Consider the following 21,246-nt stretch of genomic DNA (forward strand, 5'->3'; position numbering starts at 1 on the left):
CATGCCCATCGAACTGGTCCTGCTGAGTGAGGTCGCGCCGAGCGACGAGGCCGTCGCGCGAGCCATCGCGAGCACGCATCCGGAAGGGCAGCTCATCTCGTTCGAGGGCGGCGCGGTCCGCCACGCCGTCGACGGCGACGGCGCATCGCTGCTCACGCTCTTCGAGAGCCAGCCGATCGTGGACGCGACGAGCGCGGCCGCGGCGCTGGCGCATCCGCCTGCCGCGTTCGGGCTCTGGACGGAGGTGACCGTGCCGAGGGGCGCGGCACAGCAGGGGCGTGAGCTCGCCGAGCGGCTCGCCTCGGCGATCGGCGGCTCAGTGACAGAGAGGGTGTGACGTGTCCGACTGGAAGATCGATCCAACCGGCGTGCAGGGCGTGCTCACGAGCGTGCAGGCCACGCAGGGAGAGCTCGCGACCGTGATCACGGAGGCCGGCATGAACGGCGTCATGGCCGGGGTCGCGTGGGGCGGCGGCATCACCGTCGGAGTCTCCGAGGCCCTCGCCGGGCTGCTCACGGAGCAGCAGTCGAACGTCACCGCGGTCGGCAACACCGTGAACGCGAGCGTCGCGGGCGTCGCCAACGCCGTCTACGCCTACAACAACGGGCAGGAGCAGATGGCGCTCGAGTTCCAGGGTGCGATCGCCGACGGCTCGGACGGCGACTTCAGCTTCTTCGAACAGCACGGATACCAGGGGGACGCGTGACGATCGAAGTCTGCACCGGCGACGGGCTCATCGACCCGTCTGCGTTCGTCTGCAAGAGCGCGGACCTCGACACGTCGGTCATCGAGGGCTCGGCGACCTCGCTCGAGGGCATGGGGACTGGCCTCGTCGAGAAGGTGTCGACGATCAGCACGACCTGGGCGGGCATCGGCGCCTCGTACCAGGCCCCAGAGCAGGAGTCCGTGTATGCGGCGATCTCGCCGGCGACCAACGCGGCCTCCGACGTCGAGACGAGCTTCTCGAGCGCGGCCGGCTACCTGCGCACCTACGCTGAGGAGCTCGAGGGTGTGAAGACGACCCTCAAGGGCCTCGAGGATCGAGCCGCCGCCTTCCGGCAGGAGGCTCTCCGGGGTTACAACGTCACGGTGTGGGATGCGCACGGGCTGTCGTGGGAGTGGGCGACGACCGACATCACGAAGCTGGGCGACAAGACCGAGCACATCTCGTGGACCGAGCACGGCCCCGCACGGGACAAGAACGAGGAGCTGCTCGCCGAGTACGCCGCGATCATCGAAACCGTCTCCGCCGCCGCGACGACCTGCGCGGCCGGCCTCGAGACCCTCAGCACGGGCAGCTACGTCACGGAAGACGAGGCGATCACCGCCGAGGCGATCATGGCGTCGACGGAGCTGCCCTGGGGCTACCCCGCCGATGAGGACCGCAACTGCTCCGAGTCGGTCGCGCACGGCGCAGGCAACTTCTGGCACGGCACGTGGACGGGCGCGGCGTCGCTCATCGGCCGCGACCCTGTCTCCGGCGACTGGGGCTGGGACAAGGCGGGCGCAGCCTGGGGAGGGCTCGGCAACTTCGCCCTCTCGACGGCCGTTGTGCTGTCGCCGACGACCTGGGCCGTGAAGCTCGTCGCTCCAGGCTCAGAGGCCGATCAGTGGTTCGACGATCGCGTGAACGTCGCCGCGACCGGCTGGGGGAGCCTCATCGGCTGGGACCACCAGGCGGCGCTCGCAGGAGAGAACGGTTTCCACGCCTGGGAGGAGGACGCCGTCGCGACTGGCACCGAGACGCTTGCGAACATCGGCACGTTCTTCATACCAGGGGCGAACATCGCCAAGGGCGTCTCCACGGCGGGCCGGGTCGGGTCGATCGTGACGCGTGCCGGTGCCTTCGCCGCCGACTTCGCCATCCCCGGCGGCTCGCTTGCCGTCGGTCTCGCGACGAGGGGCATCCGGTTCTCACCGGACGGCCTGCGCATCACGCCGTACGTCGGCGCGACCGGGGTCGTGGATGCGCTCGCTCCCACGGGAGGTGTCCCTCCCGTGTCGAACGCGTTCGGTCTCGAGGCGCCCGGCTCGACCACCGTGCCGGGAACTGGAACTGGAACCGTGCCGGGAACTGGAACCGTGCCGGGAACGGGCGGCGTGCCTGGAACTGGAACCGTGCCCGGAACTGGAACCGTGCCCGGGACTGGAACCGTGCCGGGCACCGGCCCGGGCTCGCCGACCGCGCCCGTCTTCGACCCGCCGCCTGCGCACGCGCCGGATGGGCCGGGTTCGGCCGCGCCAGGCCGCGATGTGCCAGGCGGCGATGCGCCTCGCGGCGATGTGCCCGGCGGCGAGTCCCCGCGGACGGGCGCTCCGGTCAATTCGCCCGGCGTGGAGCCCTCGAACATCGACGCCCACTCCGCGCACCGCACTCCGACGGACATCGGTGTCGACCGCTCTGCGGACTTCGACGGGCACCACAGCACACGCTCCGAGCAGGAGGCGATCCGCCATGAGGCGCTCGAGACCCGCAACGAGCAGGTCGCGGCCCTGAACGACCTCGATCTCACGGTCGATGTCGACGGCGGAGCGCTCAACAAGGACAACATCACGGCGACCATCGACGAGCTCAACGATCAGCTCGATGAGCTGGACCTGCCGCCGGAGGAGCACGCCGCTGCGTCGCAGCGGATCACCGACCTCGAGGTCGCGGCCCGCGCCGAGCGTGAGGCCTTCGTGGCGCAGGTGGACGCGTCCGAGCAGATGGGCGACCAGGCGGCACGCGACGCGATCGCCACGCAGGGCGGAACGGTTGTGGTTGACGGCGACGGGGCTGGCCCCGGGACGTTCGATCAGATCGGTCTGCGCGTCGGCGAGGACGGCACGCAGACGCTCATCGTCGCCGAGGCGAAGGGCGGCAGCGCGCGCCTCAGCACGACGGGCCGGATCCTCCCAGACGGCACGACGCTGGCTGACGGCACCGTTCTGCCGAACGGCAGCCGTGCGGCTCAGGGGTCCACGCTGTACTTCAACGATGTGTTCCGCAACGACGCGAACCTCGCCGCGTACCTGCGCGACAACCCGGCCCTCGCCGCTGGCCTGGCCGACGGCTCGGTCAGGGTCGACTACCAGCTCGTCAAGGCCAGCCCGGGTGGCAGCATCTCCGTCCAGAGGCTCGGCCTCAACCCGGCCGAGTTGAACCTCGGCCTGCCTCGATAGGATCAGCCCATGGATGCACTTTCGCGCGCGACAGACGAACAGGTGCGTGCGGTCTGCGCGGCCTTCGACGCGGTCGAGTGGCCGCTTGGGCGGGACGGCTACGCGGCGCTGGCTGAGGAACTCGGATGGCAGCCGAAGCTGGAGACGCCGAGCGGCGTGCAGCACCGTTCCAGCTACCCGGTGAGCCTCCCGACCGTGCGCTCGCTCGTCGCGGACGAGGCGATCTCGCAGGTCACGATCGCCGTGAGCGACAAGAGCGACGACTCTGCGGCCCTCTCTCAGGCGGCGATCGCCCTTCGAGACGCGGTGCAATCGCAGCTCGGGGCGCCGTCGGGCCAGCAGCAGGGAGACCCCTACTGGGAACTCGGCAACGGCGGACGCGTCTGGCTGAAGTCGGTGCCGAAGAAGGTGCTCCTCGTTGTCGAGGAACAGCGCTTCGCCGACGTCGAACGCGCCGAGGAGCGTCTCGGCATCGACCCGAGCCGCAATCCGGGCACCGCAGACGACAACCGGTAGCAGCCCGCTGCGCACTGTGCAGCGACCCGAGACGACGAAAGACGGCGGCACGCGTGAAGCGTGCCGCCGTCTTGGCTGCCAGCGTCCGGTGCTCTGCCGTGCAGAGACGCGGCCGGGTCCGGAGGTGCGGCCTAGCCTGGGATCGAGGCGCGTGCCGCCGACAGAGCGCGGCGTGCGACGTCGTCGTTCTCGACGAGCGAGTTGCGGATGGCGGCGATCACGTCGCGCACCTGCTGGCCGGCCGAGTTCCACTGCTGCTCGAGGTGCGCGTACTCCTCGGAGACGCCGTCTGCCTGGTAGTCGGCCATGGCCTGCTTGACGTCGGCGTCGCGGCGGTCGAGCGCCGACTCGAGGCGTGCGGCGACCTGCTCGAAGTTCGCCTGCGTGGCCTCGGAGGAGCCGATGTTGTAGTCGTTGCGATCCATCTGGTTCGTGAACATGCGTGTTCTCCGGTTCTCGGGAAGGCTAGGCCTGCGGGCGGATGCGCGACAGGAAGGACTCGGAGCTGAAGTCGGTCGAGTTCGACGACGCCTCGTGGGTTGCCGCGCCGTCATCGGCGGCCGCGACGAACGCCTTGTTCTGGCCGCTGATCGACGTGACGATGCCGCCGAGCGCCGAGTTGAGGGCGTTCGAGATGTCGTCCGTCTTGGCCTTGAAGTTGTTGAAGCTGGCCTTCGCCGGTCCGTTGAAGGTGGACGAGAGTGGCTCTGCAGCGTCGAAGAGCTGCTTGACGAGCTCGCCGAGGTCGTCCGATTCGGTCTGCGACTTGTTCCCGAGCGTGACCAGTGTCTGGTCTTCCATTGCGAACTTCATGGCATCCTCTCCAGCACCGCGGTCGGCGCGCGTTGTCCTCCGGAGACGTCAGTTCAGCATGATCGCCCCGCCCTCGTCCAACTTTTTCGAGGGGAGTTCTCCCCTCCCAGGGTCCGGTTCGTCCGACTAGCCTTGCCACTCGTGTGGAAACAGGCCGATCTCCCAGCGGCGACCCGCCAGCGCGCCTGGTCGGTCGTGGTCGATGTCGCGCTCGGACTTGTCGTCGTGGCTTGCCTGTCGCTCTTGGCCGCGCGGATCAGCGGCGGGTTCGCCGCGCTTGTCGGAGCATCCGCAGCTCTGGTGCTGCTGGGCCTCTGGTGGTGGCTGCGGTCGGCCCTCGGCACGAGCCCCGGCCACGCGCTGCTCGGCCTGCGCACCGTCGCACGTTCGACGGGGATGCCCGCTCGACCGCTTGCTGGCGCGCGCATGACGGTCGACATCCGCAAGGGTCTCGACCCGCTCGCGCTGATGCCGGCTCCCATCGAGCTCGCACCGCCCACGCGTGTTCCCCAGCGCTTCTCGAGTCCAGACCTGGAGCTGCACTTCGACGACGGCTCGCGTCACGTCGTCCGCGGCGTCATCATCGTGGGTCGTGCGCCGCAGGTCACGTCGAGGGGGCAGCGGCCCGTCGCGGTCCCCGACTTCTCGCGGAGTCTCGCGCCGACGCATGTGCGCCTCGAGCCGAACTTCGACGGCGTGCTGGTCACCGACCTCGGCAGCGTCGGCGGCACGTGGGCCTTCGCTGGCGGAGACCCGAGGAGGCTTCAGCCGGAGACCGCCATCACGGTTCCCTTCGGCACCGTGCTCGCCCTCGGGTCGCGGCGCGTGCGTCTCGGACGGCCCGGCGCGAGCATCCCAGGATCGGGGGTGGCGGCTTGAGCGACACCGACCGCACTCTCATCGACACGACTCGCGCCCACCGGGAGCGGATGCTGGGCGCGCTCGCGCACGGACCGCAGGCGACGCGGCGCTCGGTCAACACCAACGTGGGGCGCCTGCTCGGCTCCGTCATCCTCGGGGCGGTCATCTGTTGCGCGTGCCTCGGCACGAGCTTCGTCGTGAACCTCCTCGAGGACCGAAAGCAGCAGGAGGCGATCTCCGCGTTCCAGGCTGCGGCTGCGGCGAACCCCGTTCTGCCCGGCGGCACGGTCGTGAAAGATGAGGCCACGGGCTTCCTCCTCGACCAGGCGACGGGCGAGTACACGGACCCTCGGACGGGGTTCGTCGTCGACCCCGTGACCGGCTACGCCACCGACCCAGAGGGCAAGCTCATCGACACGAGGATCGGCTGGTACATCGACCCGGCGACGGGCTACTACACGAACCCGACGAGCGGCATCACGATCGACCCGCAGACGCTGACGGTCGTCGAGTGAGCGGCTTCCGGATGACCACCCGTCGCACGACCCCTGAGGAGCACTGAGTGTCGTACACGCGACTCACCGTCATCGGCAGCGAACGCAAGGCTGAGCTCGCCCTCCCGAACAGCGAGCCCGTCGGGGTGCTGCTGCCGCACGTGCTCGAGCTCCTCGAGGAGACCCCGAGCGGGGGCGCCGTGCTGACCCTGACGACGCTGACGGGAGCATCCCTCGACTTCGACGCGACCCTCGAAGAGCAGGGCGTGCGGCCTGGTGCGCTGCTGCGGGTCACGACCGTCGATGATGCGCCGCAGGCGCCCGAGGTCATCGACATCACGGACGCCATCACCGAGGCTGGCGCTGCGAGGCGGGACGCCTGGACGCAGGCGCACACACGTTCTGTGCTCGCGGTGGCCGCCGGCCTCGCCGCCGCTGGAGCTGGTCTCTGGGTCATGGGCGCGTTCGCGCTCCCCGCCGAGTGGATGCTCGCTGCGGTCGCGCTGCTCGCCGCCGCCGGCGCGGGTCTGGCGCGGTCTGGGCAGCGGGCTGCGGTGGCTGGGGTGGCGAGCGCTGCGCTCGGCCTCGCCGTGCCCGCCGCCTTCGGTCTCGCCGCCGAGATCGGAGCGGCGAGTGGCCGCGAGGCCGGCTGGGATGCGTTGCCGACCGTCGTGCTCGTCGCGGCGATGGCGGCATGGTTCGTGCTCGGCCTCGTCTGGGGTGTCGGCTTCCAGCGGACCTCCGCGAGGTACGGGGCTGGGGTCGGGCTGCTGCTCAGCGCGGGGCTGTTCTTCATCGATCTGGCGGGCTTCGACCGCGGCGGCGTGGCCGTGTTCGCCTCCGTGTTGACCATCGCTGTGCTCGGTCTCCTCCCCGGCGCGGCGCTGTCGCTGAGCGGGCTCACCGCCTACGACGACCGCATCATGCGCGGCGCGCGTGCTACGACGTCGGATGTCAGGGCGGCGATCGCGGAGTCGTTCGCGCAGCTCACCTGGACCGTCATCGCGGTGTCGCTCGTCGCGCTCCTCTCGCTCTCCGAGCTGCTGCTCTCGCAGGACCCGTGGCGGCAGGGACTCGCCGCGTCCCTCGCCGTCATCGCGCTGCTCCGCATGCGGACGTTCCCCCTCGCGCCGCCGCGCATCGCCCTCCTGGTGGCGGCCGCGGTGCCGACCGCCCTGTGGCTGCTCTCGACGACTTTCGTCAGCGACGAGGGGAAGGCGCTCATCGCGGGCGTCGCGGCGCTCGTCGCCGTCGCCGCCGCGGCGTGGGAGCCCAGCGAGGTCGTCGCCGCGAAGCTCCGGAAGTGGGCGGACATCCTCGAGCTGCTTGTGGTGCTCACGGTCGTGCCCCTCGCGCTCGGCTCGTTCGGCGTCTTCGCCGACCTCCTCGAGGCCTTCCGTTGAGTCGCCTCGACGGGTTCCGGCAGGCGCTCACGGCTCGCGGCGCGGCCGAGCTGCAGGACCTGCGCGAGCGGGCCGCCGTGCCCCTCGCGCTCCGCCGACGTGTTGGCGTCGCCTCGCTGGTGCCGGGCTCCGGATGCACGACCGTCGCCGTCGAGCTCGCGCGCTTCCTGTCCTCCGCGAGAAACGACCGCGTCCGCTTCGTCAGCGCCCAGGGTCCCAGCCCACGACCGGAGCGCGGCCTCGAGGGCACGAGCGTCGAGACCCTCGAGCTCGAACCGACCGAGTGGCCGGCGGACGTCGAGGCGTGGTGGCGGCTGCACCGCGCCTCGAGCGACCGGTACGACCTCACCGTCACCGACTGGGGCACCTCCCCGCTCGCGCGCATCCGCGACCTCGCCGAGCACTCGCATGTGCTCTGCCTCGTGACGACCGCCGAGCGAGCGAGCATCCAGCACGCCCTGGACATCGCCGCCGCCATCGGCGAGCGCACACGCGTCGTGCTCGTCGCCGTCGACGTGCATCGGAGGGCCGGCATCGCGGCCGAGAAGCTCGTCAGCAGGCTGCCGTTCCCCGCGGTGCTCATTCGGCACGACCGGGCGCTGGGAGCAGGAGCGGCGCGCGGTCTCGACGGCGTGCGGATGCTGCGCCTCGGCGCCAGGGTCATCGACGCCGCCGCGGGCATCTCCGCGCCGCCTGTGCCTGTGCCGGCTCCTGTGCCTGCTCCAACGGCCATGTTCGCTCCTGTTACCACGCCTGTTCCCGCTCCCGGGTCAGCGTCCGCCCCTGAGCTGGCGCCGGCCGCGGCCTCGGCGCGGCACCAGGCCCCGACCTCGCCGCGGGTCTCGCCCCAGGCTCCACCTCGGGTCTCGCCCCAGGCTCCACCTCGGGTCTCGCCCCAGGCTCCACCTCGGGTCTCGCCCCAGGCTCCACCGCGGGTCTCGCCCCAGGCTCCACCTCGCGTCCCGGCCCCGCCTCAAGCCCCGACCCAAGCCTCGCCTCAGGCTCCGCCTCCTGCGACTCAGGCTTCCCCGTCGGCGCCCCCGCACGCCCCCGCACACGCCCAGGTGTTCCCGCCAGCACCCCACGCCGACCGACCAGGAGCGCGACCGTGAGCATCCGCGACGCCCACCGCCCCACGCGCACCGTCTTCCCCGCGCCCAGGCCCGAGGCGAGACAGCTCGCTTCGCCCCCGACGCTCAGCGACGAGGCGAGCGCGACGCCGTTCCAGTTCCTCCTGCCGGTCGTCGGCGCCCTCACCTCCGTGACGATGATGGTCGTCATGCGCAACGGGCAGCCGCTGTTCCTCTTCATCGCGGGCATCGTGTTCGTCGTCGCGATCGTCTCGGGGATCGGCTTCGCCGTCTCCGCGCGGGGCCGCGCCGGGCGCGCGCTCCGCATCCGCCGCAAGCGCTACCTCGACTACCTCGAACGGCAGCGCAGCGAGCTGCGCGACGAGGCGACGGATGCGGTGCGGGCCGCGAGGCTCGTGCACCCCGACCGCAGCGGGCTCGCTTCCCTCGTTCACGACCCCGCGCGCCTCTGGGACCGCCGAAGAGGCGACGCCGACCACCTGCAGGCGCGCGTGGGAACAGCGACAGTGCCGTGGTTCCAGCTCGCGGTCGCCGCCGAGGATTCACCCACCGAGCCCGCCGACCCCATCCTGCTCCGCGAAGCGCAGCTGCTCGCCGAGACGCACAGCGAGATCCCCGGCATGCCCGCCATCGCGGACCTGCGGGGCGCATCCGTCGTCGCCGTCATCGGCCCGCGGGAGCGGACCGTGCCCCTCGCGCGGGGCGTCGTCGCCCAGCTCGCAAGCCACCAGCTGCCCGACGACGTGCAGCTCGCGGCCGCCTTCGCCCCAGATCGCGGCGACGACTGGCGGGGCTTCGACCTGCTGCCGCACGCGCAGAACCCGCGGCTCTTCGACGGGCCCGTGCCCGCGCGACGCGTCGCCCCCGAGCTGCGGCAGCTCGCCGCAGTGCTCGGCAGCGAGCTCCTCGACCGCACGCAGACGGCGGCCGCCGCGCGGCGGCGGGGCGGCAAGGCCACCGCGCTGACCAGCCTCGTCGTCATCGACGACCGCCACGGCGAGCCCGCCCGCCCGCTGCAGCTGCCCGACCGCAGCTACACGCCGAGCGAGATCGGCGTCACCGTCATCCACCTCATCGACGATCGCCTCGACGAGCCCGACGACGTCGACGTCCGCATCGAGCTCGACGCGGACGGGCCCGCGCGCCTCACCCACGATGCCGGCGGGAGCGGACAGCGCACGGTGCAGTTCGACGCCGACGAGCTCACCGCGACCGCCTTCGACGGCCTCGCAAGGACCCTCGCCGCGAAACGCACCTTCGCGGCAGCAGGCGCTCGCGACGACGAGGGCCCAGCCGCAGACATCGCCGAGATCCTGGGCGTGCCCCTCGACAGGCCCGTCTCCCTCGACCGCGTCTGGGCGCCACGGCAGCCAGCGGAGTTCCTCCGCGTCGCGTTCGGCGTCAACGATCAAGGGCGACCCGTGCACCTCGACCTCAAGGAGAGCGCGCAGCAGGGCATGGGCCCGCACGGCATCTGCATCGGTGCCACCGGGTCCGGCAAGTCCGAGATGCTGCGCACCCTCATCCTGTCGCTCGCCGTCTCCCACCCGCCGGAGGACCTCGCGATGATCCTCGTCGACTACAAGGGCGGTGCCGCCTTCGCCCCGTTCGAAGGCCTGCCGCACCTGGCCGGCCTCATCGACAACCTCGCAGACGACCCGCAGCTCACGGTCCGCGCCAAGGCCTCCCTGCAGGGTGAGGTCGTGCGCCGCCAGCAGCTCCTCAAGAGCGCCGACTCATCGCCCTCGATCTCCCACTACCGCGAGCTGCGCCGCACCCGCCCCGAGCTGGCGCCCATGCCGCACCTGTTCGTCGTCATCGACGAGTTCGGCGAGCTCCTCACCGCCGAACCCGACTTCATCGACCTCTTCCTGCAGATCGGCCGCATCGGCCGCTCCATCGGCGTCCACCTGCTCCTCTCGAGCCAGCGCATCGAGGGCGGGAAGCTGCGGGGACTCGACACCTACCTCTCCTACCGACTCGGACTGCGCACCTTCAGCGAGGCGGAGTCCCAGGTGGTCCTCGGCTCCAACGACGCGTTCCACCTGCCGCCCATCCCCGGCTACGGCTACCTGAAGGTCGACACGAGCGTCTACCAGCGCTTCCATGCCGGCTACGTGTCCGGGCCGGTCGATGAGCTCGCCGAGGCGCGCCCTGCCTCCGACGACGAGCATCCGCGCATCGTCGAGGTCCCCGCCTACAACGGCATCGAGAGCGGGGGAGACCCGGATGCGCCGCTCGTGCTGCGTGCACCGGAGACGAGACGCACCCTCATCGACGACCTCGTCGCGCAGCTCGACCGACCGCAGAAGGTGAGGCCGGTGTGGCTGCCGCCGCTCGCCGAGCGCATCTCGCTTGGCGAGGCCTTCGCCGCCGGGGCTGGGCCCGCCGCCGAGTCGATGACCGCCGGCACGGCCTCCCTGGCCAACCCGAGCGACGGGCATCCGCTGCGCATCGTCGTCGGCGTCGAGGACGAGCCCGCGAACCAGCGCCAGGAACCCTGGGTGCTCGACCTCACCAAGTCCGGCGGGCACATCGCCATCATCGGCGGGCCGCAATCGGGGCGCAGCACCGGGCTTCGCACGATCGCCGCCTCCCTCGCGCTGAGCGGGTCGCCTGGGGCCGTCGGCATCTACGGCATGGACCTCACGGGTGGTGGGCTCCGCAGGCTCGAAGCGTTCCCGCACGTCGGCGGCGTCGCCGCTCGGGGCGATGACTCGCGCCTCGTGCGCCTCGTCGAGGAGCTCACCGCCATGCTCCGCATGCGCGAGGAGCTCTTCAAACGCCACAGCATCGACAGCACGGCGCAGCTGCGGGCCATGCACGCCGCCGGGAAGCTGCCGGAGCTCCCGACCGCCGACATCGTGCTGCTCGTCGACGGATACGGCGCGCTTCGGCAGGACTTTGAACACCTCGACGGCCCCTTCACGAAGCTCATGCTGCAGGCCTCCAGCTACGGCATCCACCTCGTCGTGACGCTCGGTCGCTGGAGCGAGCTGCGCATGGCCCACCAGTCCCTCTTCGGCACGCGCATCGAGCTGCGTCTCAACGACCCGGCCGACTCCGCCATCGACCGGAAGCTCGCGAAGTCTGTGCCAGCCGACTCCCGTGGACGCGCCCTCACCGACGCGAAGACGCTCGCCCAGTTCGCCCTCCCGGCGCTCGAAGCGGTCGACCCGGATCAGATCGGCGAGGCCCTCGAGGAGCTCGCGGCGCGCGCCGCGGAGTCCTGGAACGGGCCCGCGGCGGCCCCCATCCGCCTCCTGCCGAACACCATCGACCCATCGACGCTCCCGGACGCCGCCGACGAGCCGACGGCCGTGCCCCTGGGGCTCCGACAGGACACGATGGATACCGCCCTCTGGGACTTCCTCGATTCCGACCAGCACCTTGTTGTGCTGGGGGACGCGAAGAGCGGGAAGTCGACGGCGCTGCGCGTCATCGCGAAGGGGCTCGTCGAGCGGTTCACGCCGGACGAGCTCGCCATCGCGGTCGTCGACCCGCGGGGCAAGGTGCCGAGCGTCATCCCCGAGGAGTACCTCGCGGCGCACGCCAGGTCGGCCGCCCAGGCCAGCGGGCTCGCCGCTTCCATCGCGAGCGAGCTCGCCGAGCGTCCCGGACGCACCGCCGAGCAGCTGCGCAAGACGCCGAGGGTCGTGCTGCTCGTCGACGACTACGACATCGTCGCGGCGGGTGGCACGGACCCGCTCGGCGCGCTCGTGCCGCACCTGCCCGCAGCGCGAGACCTCGGCATCCACATCGTCGTGACGAGGCCCGTTGCTGGCTCGACGAGGGCCATGTACGCGCCCTTCCTTCAGAGCACGCGCGACACGGGCGGGGCGCTGCTGCTGCTCTCCGGCGACCGCAGCGAGGGCCAGATCGCGCCTCGCGTCTACGCCGAGCGCATGCCCCCGGGGCGCGGCAAGTACCTGCGCCGCGGCGAGGCGCCCGCGGTCGTGCAGCTCGCGAACCTCCCAGAGCCCCTCTGACCCCCCCTGCCCCGCCAAACCCTGCCCTGCCATCTGAAGAAGTGAGCCAGATGCAGGTTCGCTGGGGCAGGAGGATGCATCTGGCTGACTTCTGCAGACCTGACCTGACCTGACCTGAGCAGAGCAGAGCAGAGCTGAGCTGAGCGGGGCAAGGCGAGGCAGGGCAGGGCAGAACAGCGCAGTGGCTGCGGCAAGCGCGGGCTGGGCAGGAGCGGGCGTGGGTGCGGGGAGCTGCCGTGTGCGCAGGCGACAGGCGGCGTGCGGGGTGACGGGGAAGAGTGAGCCAGATGCAGGTTGGCCGGGGCAGGAGGGTGCGTCTGGCTGACTTTTGCAGGGCAGGGCAGGGCAGGGCAGAGGAGCGGGCGTGGCGAGCGCGGGCTGGGCAGGAGCGGGCGTGGGTGCGGGGAGCTGCCGTGTGCGCAGGCGGCGTGCGGGGCGACGGGGAAGAGTGAGCCAGATGCAGGTTGGCCGAGGCAGGAGGGTGCGTCTGGCTGACTTTTGCAGAGCAGGGCAGAGCAGAGCAGAGCAGGGCAGAGCAGAGCAGAGCAGAGCAGGGCAGGGCAGGGCAGAGCAGGGCAGGGCAGAGCAGATGAGGACAGCGCGCGGCGGGCGGCGCGTGCGGGCAGGATGCGCGTGCGGCTACGACGCGCCGAAATCAGCGAGTGGTGAGGGCCTGGAACTGGGGGTTCTTGCGGATGAACGAGGCGACGTACGGGCACTGCGGCACGATCGTGAGGGCCGACTGCTCGCCGAGCGTCGTGAGCGCCGCATCCGTCAGGACGGCGGCGAGCCCCTGCCCCTGGTAGGCGGGGTCGACGACGGTGTGGTCGATGACGATCGCGTCGGCCGTCGTGACGTAGCTCAGATAGCCGAGTTCGTTGCCGTCGCCGTCGTTGAGAGCGAAGCGCGAGCGATCCTGCTGGTGCTGGACGGTGTTTGACATGGCCAGAGGCTACGCCGTGCCGCGAACAGCCACCTCGATGTCGGCTGTGTCAGACCCGTGCGCCGCTCGCGGCGAGGCCGTCCCTTGTATCCGCGCCACTCGGCCAGCCCCTGGGGTGCGTGCGCAAGGCTGTGCGAGGGTTGACCGGTGACTGAGGAGCAGCAGGGCCAAGCACCCGACGACCAGGGGCGTCGTGCGGAGCGCGCTGAGCGAACGGAGCGCACCAAGCGGGGAGTCTCCGCGCGGGTTCGCCGCAACAGGAAGATCGCCGCGGCAGCGCTCGCCGTGGTCGTCCTGCTCGGCGGTGGATTCGTCTACTGGGCCGTCACCGCAGCATCGAACGGGGATGCGAACGTGCCGACGATCGCATCCACGACGCCGCCCACGACCCCTTCTGCTTCGGCGACAACGACACCGACACCGGAGTCCACCCCGACGGCAGACCCCACCCCGACGGAGACGCAGCCCCCTGCGGCGGCCCTGAACATCACGGATCCCAACAGCATCACGGTGCTCGTCAACAAGCAGACCCCGCTCGCACCGGCCGATTATGCGCCGGGTGACCTCGTGGCGATGTCCGACATCGGCGTCCCCTCCGCCAACGGCCACTCGCTCCGCTCGGAAGCGGCAACCGCAGTGCAGACCATGTTCGCGGCGGCCAGCGCCGAAGCCGGCCTCACCCTCGACATGACCAGCGGGTACCGCGACTACGGGCTGCAGACGGAGCTGTACAACGGCTACGTCGCTGAGCTGGGGCAGGAGGCCGCCGACCTCACCTCGGCCCGACCCGGCTACAGCGAGCACCAGACGGGGCTCGCCGCCGACATCTCCTCACAGGGCGAGGGGTGCGTTCTCGAGCAGTGCTTCTCGACGACCGCCGGGGGGCAGTGGCTGGCCGCCAACGCGCACCGGTTCGGGTTCATCCTGCGCTTCCCCGACGGCGCCACGGCGACCACCGGATACGAGTTCGAGCCCTGGCACTACCGCTACGTGGGCACAGAGACATCGGCCGCTATGCAGGCGGCAGGCGCGACGACGTACGAGGAATTCCTTGCCGCTCCCGCGGCACCGGGCTACTGAGAAGACGATGCTCGGTAGAGTTCTGCCAGAGCTTTGAAAGCAGAAGCACTCCAAGACCAGGAGGTCGAGATGGCAACGTGCCCCACGTGTGGTGCCGAAGCGCAGGTCGGACAGAGATTCTGCGCCGAGTGCGGTACCAAGCTGACGGTCGCGCGTCCTCGCGCCACTGAGGGCGAAGGCAGCAACGCGGCACCTCGCCGTCCCGCGGATATCGGTGCTGGCGGGTTCCGCTGGAACGCCTCCGCGCCCGCTCCGCCCTCCGAGGTGGTGGGTCGTGCTCGCGAGGAAGCGCAGCAGGCGACCCCACCGCCGAGCGACGGCGATGACTTCTTCGCACGGTACCGGCCGAAGGCCGCGTCGCCGAGCGCACCGGAGGCTGACGACGACGAGGCTGACGACGCCGAGTCGGCTGCCCCAGAGCCGCAGTCGTACCTCCGCTCGCGCCGCCGGTTCAACCCTGACCTGCGTGCGACGGGTGAGCGGGACATCGTTGCCCCGAACCCGGTAGCGGCGGAGCCTATCGTTCCCCCGACCCCGCCGACCCCCGCGGCTCCGCGGAAGCCGGCCGTTCCCGCAGCGGTCGAGCTCCCCGTCGAGGAGCCGACGCCCGCTTCGACGCCGGCCGCAGCGGATGCTCCCGCGGCGCCGGGCGCCACGGGTCCGGTTCGCGACGCGTTCGCATTCGAGCCGCCGACCACGGAGTTCGACGTGCTTCCTATGAGCACGCCGACACGCGCCGCCGGCCCGACCGGAGCTGCCTCTGGCAGTGACGACGAGTCCCGAGGTCGAGTCCCGAGCTGGTTCTCCGACCTCGAGGGCACTGGCGATCCGGCTCCCGTGGCCTCGGCGCCTGCCGCGCCGGCCGAGCCCGCAGCCCCTGCAGAGCCCGCTCCCTCGGTGCCGGCAAGCGCGGCGCCGCAGTTCGGACGCCCACCGGAGCGTGCCGACGACTCCACGCCGGCAGCAGCCGCGAACGCGGAGCCGAGCGAGGCCACGACTGCTGCGCCGCAGGCTCCCGTGAGCAGCCCCAAGATCCCGTCCTTCCGCGCCGACCCGCCGGCTGCTCCCTCGCCGAGAGTCGTCCCCTCTCCACCGCCGATGCCGGCGACCGGGGACCCCTTCCGGGGTGCATCCGCAGCCCCTGTCTTCCCGAGCGGACCGGCAGTCGTGCCTGGGGAGCCGCCGCGTGCGGCGCCTGCCGCGAGCAGCGCCTTCGACGAGCTCCTCGCCGGAGAACGCAGCGACGGCAGCGTCCTCGACGACTCAGATCGTCCCATCGTCTCTCGCGACTTCGAGCAGACCGGCATCGTGCCGCTGCCCTCGCGAACCCGGGAGAGCTTCGGAGGGGCCCAAGAGTCTGAGCGCCAGGATGCGGCTGATCTCTTCGGCGCGCCAGGCGCGCAGACCCCGCCAGTGCCATCGGCCCCGCGGCCACCCCAGGCCCCTCAGCCATCTGTGGCCGGGAACGAGCCAGACGCCGAACCGGCGACTCGCGCGCTGCCGCGACAGGGCGCGAACCCGGGATTCGAGCAGGCTCCTGCTGACGACCGCGATCGGCGGGCCGCTGGCGCTGCTGCTGCGGGTGTCGCCGGAGCAGCCGGCGCCGCCGGAGCTGCATCAGGGCCCGCCTCGCAGGCCACGGCCCGACCGCCGCGGTCCGACGACGGCCAGCGCGAGCAGGACCCGGCCAAGGAACTCCTCTCGAGCTGGTTCGATGAGGACGACGGGAGCGAGCAGCCGTCGACACCGGCATCCGCTGGACCGCGCGCGCCTCGCCGGCCAGCTCGGGCCGCCAAGGCGTCTGCCGCACCCGCGGGAGCCCCGCCGACCTCGCCCGCCTCCGCTGGACCGGTCGGCGATGGACCCGACCTCGAGCCCTCCGAGCGCAACCCGTTCGACCGAGTCGGCGCGGCCCTCGGCGGCGGCAATGGGGGTGGCGGCGGTCGCATGGGTGCGGCGGTCCGCGGCCTCGACAACCGCAACCGTCGCCGTCTCGGCGTCATCGCGCTCTCGGTGGTCGGCTCGATCCTGCTGATCCTGTCTGCCATCATGATCGGAAACGTCGTCGGCGCGAACCGTGACGACCCGGTGGCGGGCGGCGATCCGACTGCGAGCGAGACTGCTGCGGAACAGCCAGCGACCGAGGACCCGACGACACCCGCCGGCCCCGCCGCGGTTGCCGACACCAACTTCGCCCCGGTCACGTTCACAAGCGAGACCGGCAACATCCGCTGCCAGATCACCCCGGAGACGGGCGTCACCTGCCAGCAGTACACGGTGGACTTCCCGATTCCGGAGCAGGCCTGCCAAGCAGGAGCGACCGGCGTCGTGGTCGGTCTCGACTCGAACGGCTACACGTTCCCCTGCCTCACGGCGGACATCCCGACCGAGGGCGCCGTCGTGCAGCCTTACAACTCACCCGTGGTGCTCGGCGAGTTCGTGTGCGAGATCACGTTCGAGACCGGCGTGACCTGCTTCAACGCATCGGGCGACATCGTCAGCGTCGAGTACTCGGCTGGAGTCGGTCAGGCCGGACGCCTCAGCGCGACCAACCCGACCCCCGCCGCAGGCCAGTAGCGCCCCAACCGGCACAACGAGGAACGCTGCCTGCGTCTCCCACCTCCCGAGCTTGACCGGGGGTGCGAGACGCAGGCAGCGTTCTTCGTGGCGGGGACGTGCTGCTAGGAGCCCAGAGCCGCGTCGACGATCGCCTTGGCCTCTGCCTGCACGAGCTTCAGGTGCTCTGGCCCCTTGAACGATTCTGCGTAGATCTTGTACACGTCCTCGGTACCGGATGGGCGGGCCGCGAACCACGCATTTGCGGTCGTGACCTTCACCCCGCCGATCGCCGCACCGTTGCCGGGGGCGTGGCTGAGGCGCGCTGTGATGGGGTCGCCGGCGACCTCCACTGCGGAGATCGCGTCGCCGTCGAGCTTGCCGAGCACGGCCTTCTGCGCCGGCGTGGCCGGGGCGTCGACGCGCTCGTAGGCGGGTCGGCCGAACTCCGCGACGAGCTCCTCGTAGCGCTGCGACGGGGTCTTCCCGGTGACGGCGATGATCTCTGCCGCCAGGAGAGCGAGCAGGATGCCGTCCTTGTCGGTGGTCCAGACGGTGCCGTCCTTGCGGAGGAACGAGGCCCCCGCGGACTCCTCGCCGCCGAACACGATGGAGCCGTCGATGAGGCCGGGCACGAACCACTTGAACCCGACGGGCACCTCGACGAGCGTGCGGCCGAGCGAGGCGGCGACGAAGTCGATCATGGTGCTCGACACGAGCGTCTTGCCGATGCCTGCCGTCACCGACCATTCGGGTCGGTGCGCGCACAGGTAGTCGATGGCCACGGCCAGGTAGTGGTTGGGGTTCATGAGGCCCGCGTCCGGGGTGACGATGCCGTGGCGGTCCGCGTCGGCGTCGTTCCCGGTCAGGATGTCGTAGTCGTGGCGGCGCGCGAGCACGGAGGCCATCGCGGACTGCGACGACGGGTCCATGCGGATCTTGCCGTCCCAGTCGAGCGTCATGAACGGCCAGCGCGCGTCCACGTCCGGGTTCACGACGGTGAGGTCGAGGTCGTACTCGTCTGCGATGGCCTGCCAGTAGCGCACGCTGGCGCCGCCGAGGGGGTCTGCGCCGATGCGCACGCCCTCGCGCTTGATGGCGTCGACGTCGATGATGTTCTTCAGGTCGCGCACATAGTCGCCCTTGAAGTCGTGGCGGCCCACGTTGCTCGTGTCGGGAGTGCCGCGCTTCACGCCGTCGAGGCCCGCTTCGATGAGCTCGTTCGCTCGGTTCGCGATCCAGCCGGTCGCGTCGCTGTCTGCCGGCCCGCCGTGCGGGGGGTTGTACTTGAAGCCGCCGTCCTGGGGAGGGTTGTGGCTCGGGGTGACGACGATGCCGTCGGCCTGCTCGGTGTTGGCAGGGTCCGCGTTGTAGCGGATGATCGCGTGGGACAGCGCCGGGGTCGGCACCCATTCGTCGTCGAGGTCGGCGAGCACGGTGACGCCGTTGCCAACGAGCACCTCGAGGGCGCTGCGCTCGGCCGGCTCGCTGAGCCCGTGCGTGTCGCGGCCGATGAAGAGCGGGCCCGTGATGCCCTGCGCCTCGCGGTACTCGACGATGGCCTGCGTGATGGCGAGGATATGGGTCTCGTTGAAGGACGAGGTGAGGCTCGAGCCGCGGTGGCCGCTCGTGCCGAACGCGACGCGTTGCGTCGAGACGGCGGGGTCGGGGATCTTCTCGGCGTACGCAGCGATGAGTGCGTCGAGATCGATGAGGTCAGATTCAAGGGCGAGGCTGCCAGCGCGATCGTGCATGTCCACAGTCTGGCACCGCGAGGTGTCTCGTGGGGAGGAAGTCGAGCATCGGCATAGGCTGATCTCCATGACCGAAGCCAGTGCCGTGCCAGATGAGCGAGAGACGTACTCCTACCTCGGGCCGGCGGGCACCTTCACGGAGGCTGCGCTCGGCCAGGTCGAGGCGGCCCGGGGGCAGAACTGGCGGCCGGTGAGCAACGTCGGCGAGGCGCTCGCCGACGTGACGACGGGTCGCAGTGTCGCGGCGATGATCGCGATCGAGAACAGCATCGAGGGTGGGGTCACGGCGTCGCAGGATGCGCTTGCCACGATTCCGGGGCTCCGGATCGCGGGGGAGTACGAGGTCTCCATCTCCTTCAGTCTCGTGGTGCGCCCTGGAACCCGTCTCGAGGATGTCCGCACGGTCTCGGCGCACCCAGTGGCGTACGGGCAGTGCCGCAGGTGGCTCCACGCCCACGTCCCGGGCCACGAGCACGTCGCCGCGAACTCGAACATCGCCAGCGTCAATGCGCTCTTCGATGAGCGGGGCGACATCGACGCCGCTATCGCGCCGCGGGGAGTCGAGGACCGCTTCGACGTCTCGGTGCTCTCGGAGAACATCCAGGACAACAAGATGGCGCGCACGCGCTTCGCGCTCGTGAGTCTGAGCCGCGAGCTGCCGGCCAGGACGGGCGCCGACAAGACGAGCCTCATCGTCGAGCTGCCTGAGGAGTTCCCGGGATCGCTCATGGTCATGCTCGAGCAGTTCGCGACTCGCGGCGTGAACCTGTCGATGATCACCTCGCGTCCGCTGCCTGACCGCATCGGCTCCTATCGCTTCGTGCTCGACCTGGATGGCCACATCGACGACGCGAGGGTCGCGGATGCGCTGCTCGGGCTCCGCCGGTTCAGTCCGCACGTCATCTTCCTCGGCTCGTATCCGCGTGCCGACCGGAAGCCGGTCGTCGTCGACCCCAAGTGGGGCGACGAGCACTTCGGGGAAGCGGTCGACTGGCTGCACTCTCTGCGCGGCTAGCACGAGCCGGGTTCCGGGCCGCAGCTCTCGAGCAGGCTCGCCGCGAGGCGTCGTGCGCTGTCGACGGTGATGTCGAGGACAGGCCCGTCGTGGAGGAGGAGCGCGAGCCACGGGACGCGCTCGTTGGCTTCCTGATGCTGCACGAGCACAAGCGTGTCGACCGCGAAGGCGTGCTGTCGCTCGTCGGGGGATTCGCGGGGCGGCCTTCGCGACACGACCGACACCTCGCGGCTGAGGCTGTAGTGCAGGGTCTCGTCGGCGTCGAGGTGCAATGCGACGCACCACTCTGGGCATGGCTGCGTGCCGGATGTCGTGCTCATGCGTGGGGTCTCCCTGCTTGCGTGCGACGATCTCGCTCCCGGTCCGGCACAGCCGGGAGAGTCGTCGCGTGTGGCGTACTCGGTCTGTCCTGACACCGTAGAGGCGACCACCGACGTTTCGCGCCCGCCCGGGCGCCGGGCCCCGCGCCGCAAGGTCCAGGTCCAGGTCCGGAGCGAACGCCTCTGAGAGACTTGGGTGCCCGCCCCGGCCTGGGATCGCGTGCATTCTCGTGTCTGGAGGAGAGACAGCCATGTCGCCCACCACTCTGCGTCCGAGGCATCTGCTGCGGACCGCGTGCTTGCTCGTCGCAGCAGCCCTCGCCGCCGTGCTGGTCTCCTGGGAGCCAGCGGCGGCGCATGCCACCGAGATAGCGGCAGCTCAGACGGCGACTGAGCAGTCTGTTCCTCAGGCGGCCATCGTCACGATCTCAGTCCTCTCGGCGCTCATCGTCGTGCTGCTCATCACCTTCGTCGTCTGGATGCGTCGGCGCGGGCACGCCGAGGACGAGGATTCCGAAAACGCTTCGGGGAGCGACGGCGGCGTCGACTCGAACTAGGCGCTGGTGTCCCCGGCGAGCGCCTGCAGGGTGCTGCCGAGCCGTGCGGCGCTGGCTGCGGTGAGGTCGAGGACGGCTGCCCCGTCGCGCAGGACGGCCACCCAGGTCTCCGATTCGCCTGCCTCCCGGTGCGTGACCAGCTCGAGCGTCGTCGGGGTGGCTGGCACCTCGGGGCGGAAGCGCAGCTCGGCGGAGGTGGGTCGCTGCAGGAGCTCGATGGCGGCGCTCTCGCCGTAGTGCAGCGTCTCGCCGTCGAGGTGCAGTGAGACGCACCAGGTGGGGCAAGGGCTCATGCCGGTGGGGTGCTTCATCGATCGCTCCAGGTGTTCGCGAGTCAGCGGATGGGCGTCGAGCAGACCCGGCACAGATCTGTTCTCTTCGCCCCGCGGCAGCAGGGTCCGGTCGGCCGCCAGTTCGGGGCCTGAGGCGCGGAGCTAGGCGACCGGCGTTGCTGTCGGCCCGGCGTCGGCTGCGTCGGCGAGGAGCTCCATCGGTGGTACGCCGAGCAGTTCCGCCATGCCCTCGAGCGTCTGCAGCGTGATGTTGCGCTCGCCGCGCTCGACAGATCCGATGTAGGTGCGGTGCAGCCCCACGACATCGCCGAGCGCCTCTTGGCTGATACCGCGCGAGAGGCGGATTCGACGGATGTTCTTGCCCACGCTTCGCTGGAGTTCACCGACCATGCCCCAAA

At 70.9% G+C, this 21,246-nt stretch carries 20 protein-coding genes; 13 read left to right on the forward strand and 7 right to left on the reverse strand.

All coding sequences use genetic code 11. From position 1 onward, the window contains the following. Nucleotide 1 precedes the first annotated feature (1 nt). From GV007_RS12145 to GV007_RS12160, 4 genes are read left to right on the forward strand one after another with little or no spacing between them, the layout of a single operon-like run. On the forward strand, nt 2-337 hold the full coding sequence (locus GV007_RS12145; protein ID WP_160072905.1) for a hypothetical protein: 336 nt from the start codon (nt 2-4) through the stop codon (nt 335-337). Between the two features lies 1 nt (nt 338). After that, nucleotides 339-707 carry a DUF6507 family protein gene (locus tag GV007_RS12150; protein WP_160072907.1) on the forward strand — a complete coding sequence of 123 codons (369 nt, stop codon included), beginning with the start codon at nt 339-341 and terminating at the stop codon, nt 705-707. Then, complete coding sequence (locus GV007_RS12155; RefSeq protein ID WP_160072909.1) at nt 704-3,163, forward strand: hypothetical protein; 2,460 nt, start codon at nt 704-706, stop codon at nt 3,161-3,163. Before GV007_RS12150 ends, GV007_RS12155 begins: the two co-directional genes overlap by 4 nt. 9 nt (nt 3,164-3,172) lie before the next feature. After that, the gene (locus GV007_RS12160; protein ID WP_160072911.1) at nt 3,173-3,679 is read left to right on the forward strand and encodes a DUF6301 family protein; all 507 of its coding nucleotides are present in this window, start codon (nt 3,173-3,175) and stop codon (nt 3,677-3,679) included. Between the two features lie 131 nt (nt 3,680-3,810). On the opposite strand, the gene GV007_RS12165 is transcribed toward GV007_RS12160, so the two are convergent. Together GV007_RS12165 and GV007_RS12170 are read right to left on the reverse strand one after the other, a co-directional pair. Continuing rightward, nucleotides 3,811-4,119 (reverse strand): pore-forming ESAT-6 family protein, encoded by a 309-nt coding sequence (locus GV007_RS12165; RefSeq protein WP_160072913.1) that lies wholly within the window; start codon nt 4,117-4,119, stop codon nt 3,811-3,813. Between the two features lie 25 nt (nt 4,120-4,144). Then, nucleotides 4,145-4,492: a hypothetical protein gene (locus GV007_RS12170; protein WP_160072915.1), complete on the reverse strand. Its 348-nt coding sequence runs from the start codon at nt 4,490-4,492 to the stop codon at nt 4,145-4,147. Nucleotides 4,493-4,633: 141 nt separating this feature from the next. Here GV007_RS12170 and GV007_RS12175 point away from each other — a divergent pair, with 141 nt between their 5' ends. The 5 genes from GV007_RS12175 to eccCa are packed head-to-tail and all read left to right on the forward strand — an operon-like array spanning nt 4,634 to nt 12,330. Next, a complete protein-coding gene (locus tag GV007_RS12175; RefSeq protein WP_160072917.1) occupies nt 4,634-5,371 on the forward strand; it encodes an FHA domain-containing protein in 738 nt (245 codons plus the stop codon). Beyond that, on the forward strand, nt 5,368-5,868 hold the full coding sequence (locus GV007_RS12180) for a hypothetical protein (RefSeq protein WP_104244293.1): 501 nt from the start codon (nt 5,368-5,370) through the stop codon (nt 5,866-5,868). Before GV007_RS12175 ends, GV007_RS12180 begins: the two co-directional genes overlap by 4 nt. A 47-nt stretch (nt 5,869-5,915) precedes the next feature. Continuing rightward, nucleotides 5,916-7,250 (forward strand): EsaB/YukD family protein, encoded by a 1,335-nt coding sequence (locus tag GV007_RS12185; RefSeq protein WP_160072919.1) that lies wholly within the window; start codon nt 5,916-5,918, stop codon nt 7,248-7,250. Continuing rightward, on the forward strand, nt 7,247-8,362 hold the full coding sequence (locus GV007_RS12190; RefSeq protein ID WP_160072921.1) for a hypothetical protein: 1,116 nt from the start codon (nt 7,247-7,249) through the stop codon (nt 8,360-8,362). The genes GV007_RS12185 and GV007_RS12190 overlap by 4 nt, the downstream gene beginning before the upstream one ends. After that, nucleotides 8,359-12,330: a type VII secretion protein EccCa gene (eccCa, locus tag GV007_RS12195; RefSeq protein WP_160072923.1), complete on the forward strand. Its 3,972-nt coding sequence runs from the start codon at nt 8,359-8,361 to the stop codon at nt 12,328-12,330. The genes GV007_RS12190 and eccCa overlap by 4 nt, the downstream gene beginning before the upstream one ends. A gap of 655 nt (nt 12,331-12,985) precedes the next feature. On the opposite strand, the gene GV007_RS12200 is transcribed toward eccCa, so the two are convergent. Further along, the gene (locus tag GV007_RS12200; RefSeq protein ID WP_160072925.1) at nt 12,986-13,273 is read right to left on the reverse strand and encodes a GNAT family N-acetyltransferase; all 288 of its coding nucleotides are present in this window, start codon (nt 13,271-13,273) and stop codon (nt 12,986-12,988) included. Between the two features lie 147 nt (nt 13,274-13,420). On the opposite strand from GV007_RS12200, the gene GV007_RS12205 reads away from it, so the two are divergent. Both GV007_RS12205 and GV007_RS12210 read left to right on the forward strand, forming a co-directional pair. Beyond that, entirely contained in the window at nt 13,421-14,353 is a 933-nt protein-coding gene (locus GV007_RS12205; RefSeq protein ID WP_160072927.1) for a M15 family metallopeptidase, read from the forward strand. A gap of 69 nt (nt 14,354-14,422) precedes the next feature. After that, nucleotides 14,423-16,930, forward strand: coding sequence for a zinc ribbon domain-containing protein (locus tag GV007_RS12210; protein ID WP_160072929.1), 2,508 nt, complete (start codon nt 14,423-14,425; stop codon nt 16,928-16,930). 104 nt (nt 16,931-17,034) lie between these two features. Here GV007_RS12210 and pgm read toward each other — a convergent pair whose 3' ends face one another. Next, complete coding sequence (pgm, locus tag GV007_RS12215) at nt 17,035-18,663, reverse strand: phosphoglucomutase (alpha-D-glucose-1,6-bisphosphate-dependent) (protein WP_160072931.1); 1,629 nt, start codon at nt 18,661-18,663, stop codon at nt 17,035-17,037. A gap of 67 nt (nt 18,664-18,730) precedes the next feature. Here pgm and pheA point away from each other — a divergent pair, with 67 nt between their 5' ends. Next, nucleotides 18,731-19,678: a prephenate dehydratase gene (pheA, locus tag GV007_RS12220; protein WP_160072933.1), complete on the forward strand. Its 948-nt coding sequence runs from the start codon at nt 18,731-18,733 to the stop codon at nt 19,676-19,678. Here the strand turns inward: pheA and GV007_RS12225 are convergent. Continuing rightward, nucleotides 19,675-19,998 (reverse strand): DUF6907 domain-containing protein, encoded by a 324-nt coding sequence (locus GV007_RS12225; RefSeq protein ID WP_160072935.1) that lies wholly within the window; start codon nt 19,996-19,998, stop codon nt 19,675-19,677. The genes pheA and GV007_RS12225 overlap by 4 nt on opposite strands. 251 nt (nt 19,999-20,249) lie before the next feature. Between GV007_RS12225 and GV007_RS12230 the strand changes: the two genes are divergently transcribed. Further along, a complete protein-coding gene (locus GV007_RS12230; RefSeq protein ID WP_160072937.1) occupies nt 20,250-20,555 on the forward strand; it encodes a hypothetical protein in 306 nt (101 codons plus the stop codon). Here the strand turns inward: GV007_RS12230 and GV007_RS12235 are convergent. Together GV007_RS12235 and GV007_RS12240 are read right to left on the reverse strand one after the other, a co-directional pair. After that, nucleotides 20,552-20,866 (reverse strand): DUF6907 domain-containing protein, encoded by a 315-nt coding sequence (locus GV007_RS12235; RefSeq protein ID WP_160072939.1) that lies wholly within the window; start codon nt 20,864-20,866, stop codon nt 20,552-20,554. The genes GV007_RS12230 and GV007_RS12235 overlap by 4 nt on opposite strands. 123 nt (nt 20,867-20,989) lie before the next feature. Further along, nucleotides 20,990-21,238: a helix-turn-helix domain-containing protein gene (locus GV007_RS12240; protein WP_160072941.1), complete on the reverse strand. Its 249-nt coding sequence runs from the start codon at nt 21,236-21,238 to the stop codon at nt 20,990-20,992. Nucleotides 21,239-21,246: the final 8 nt, after the last annotated feature.

Origin of the sequence: Pseudoclavibacter sp. 8L, from assembly GCF_902506465.1 — a bacterium.
Lineage (GTDB): Bacteria > Actinomycetota > Actinomycetes > Actinomycetales > Microbacteriaceae > Pseudoclavibacter.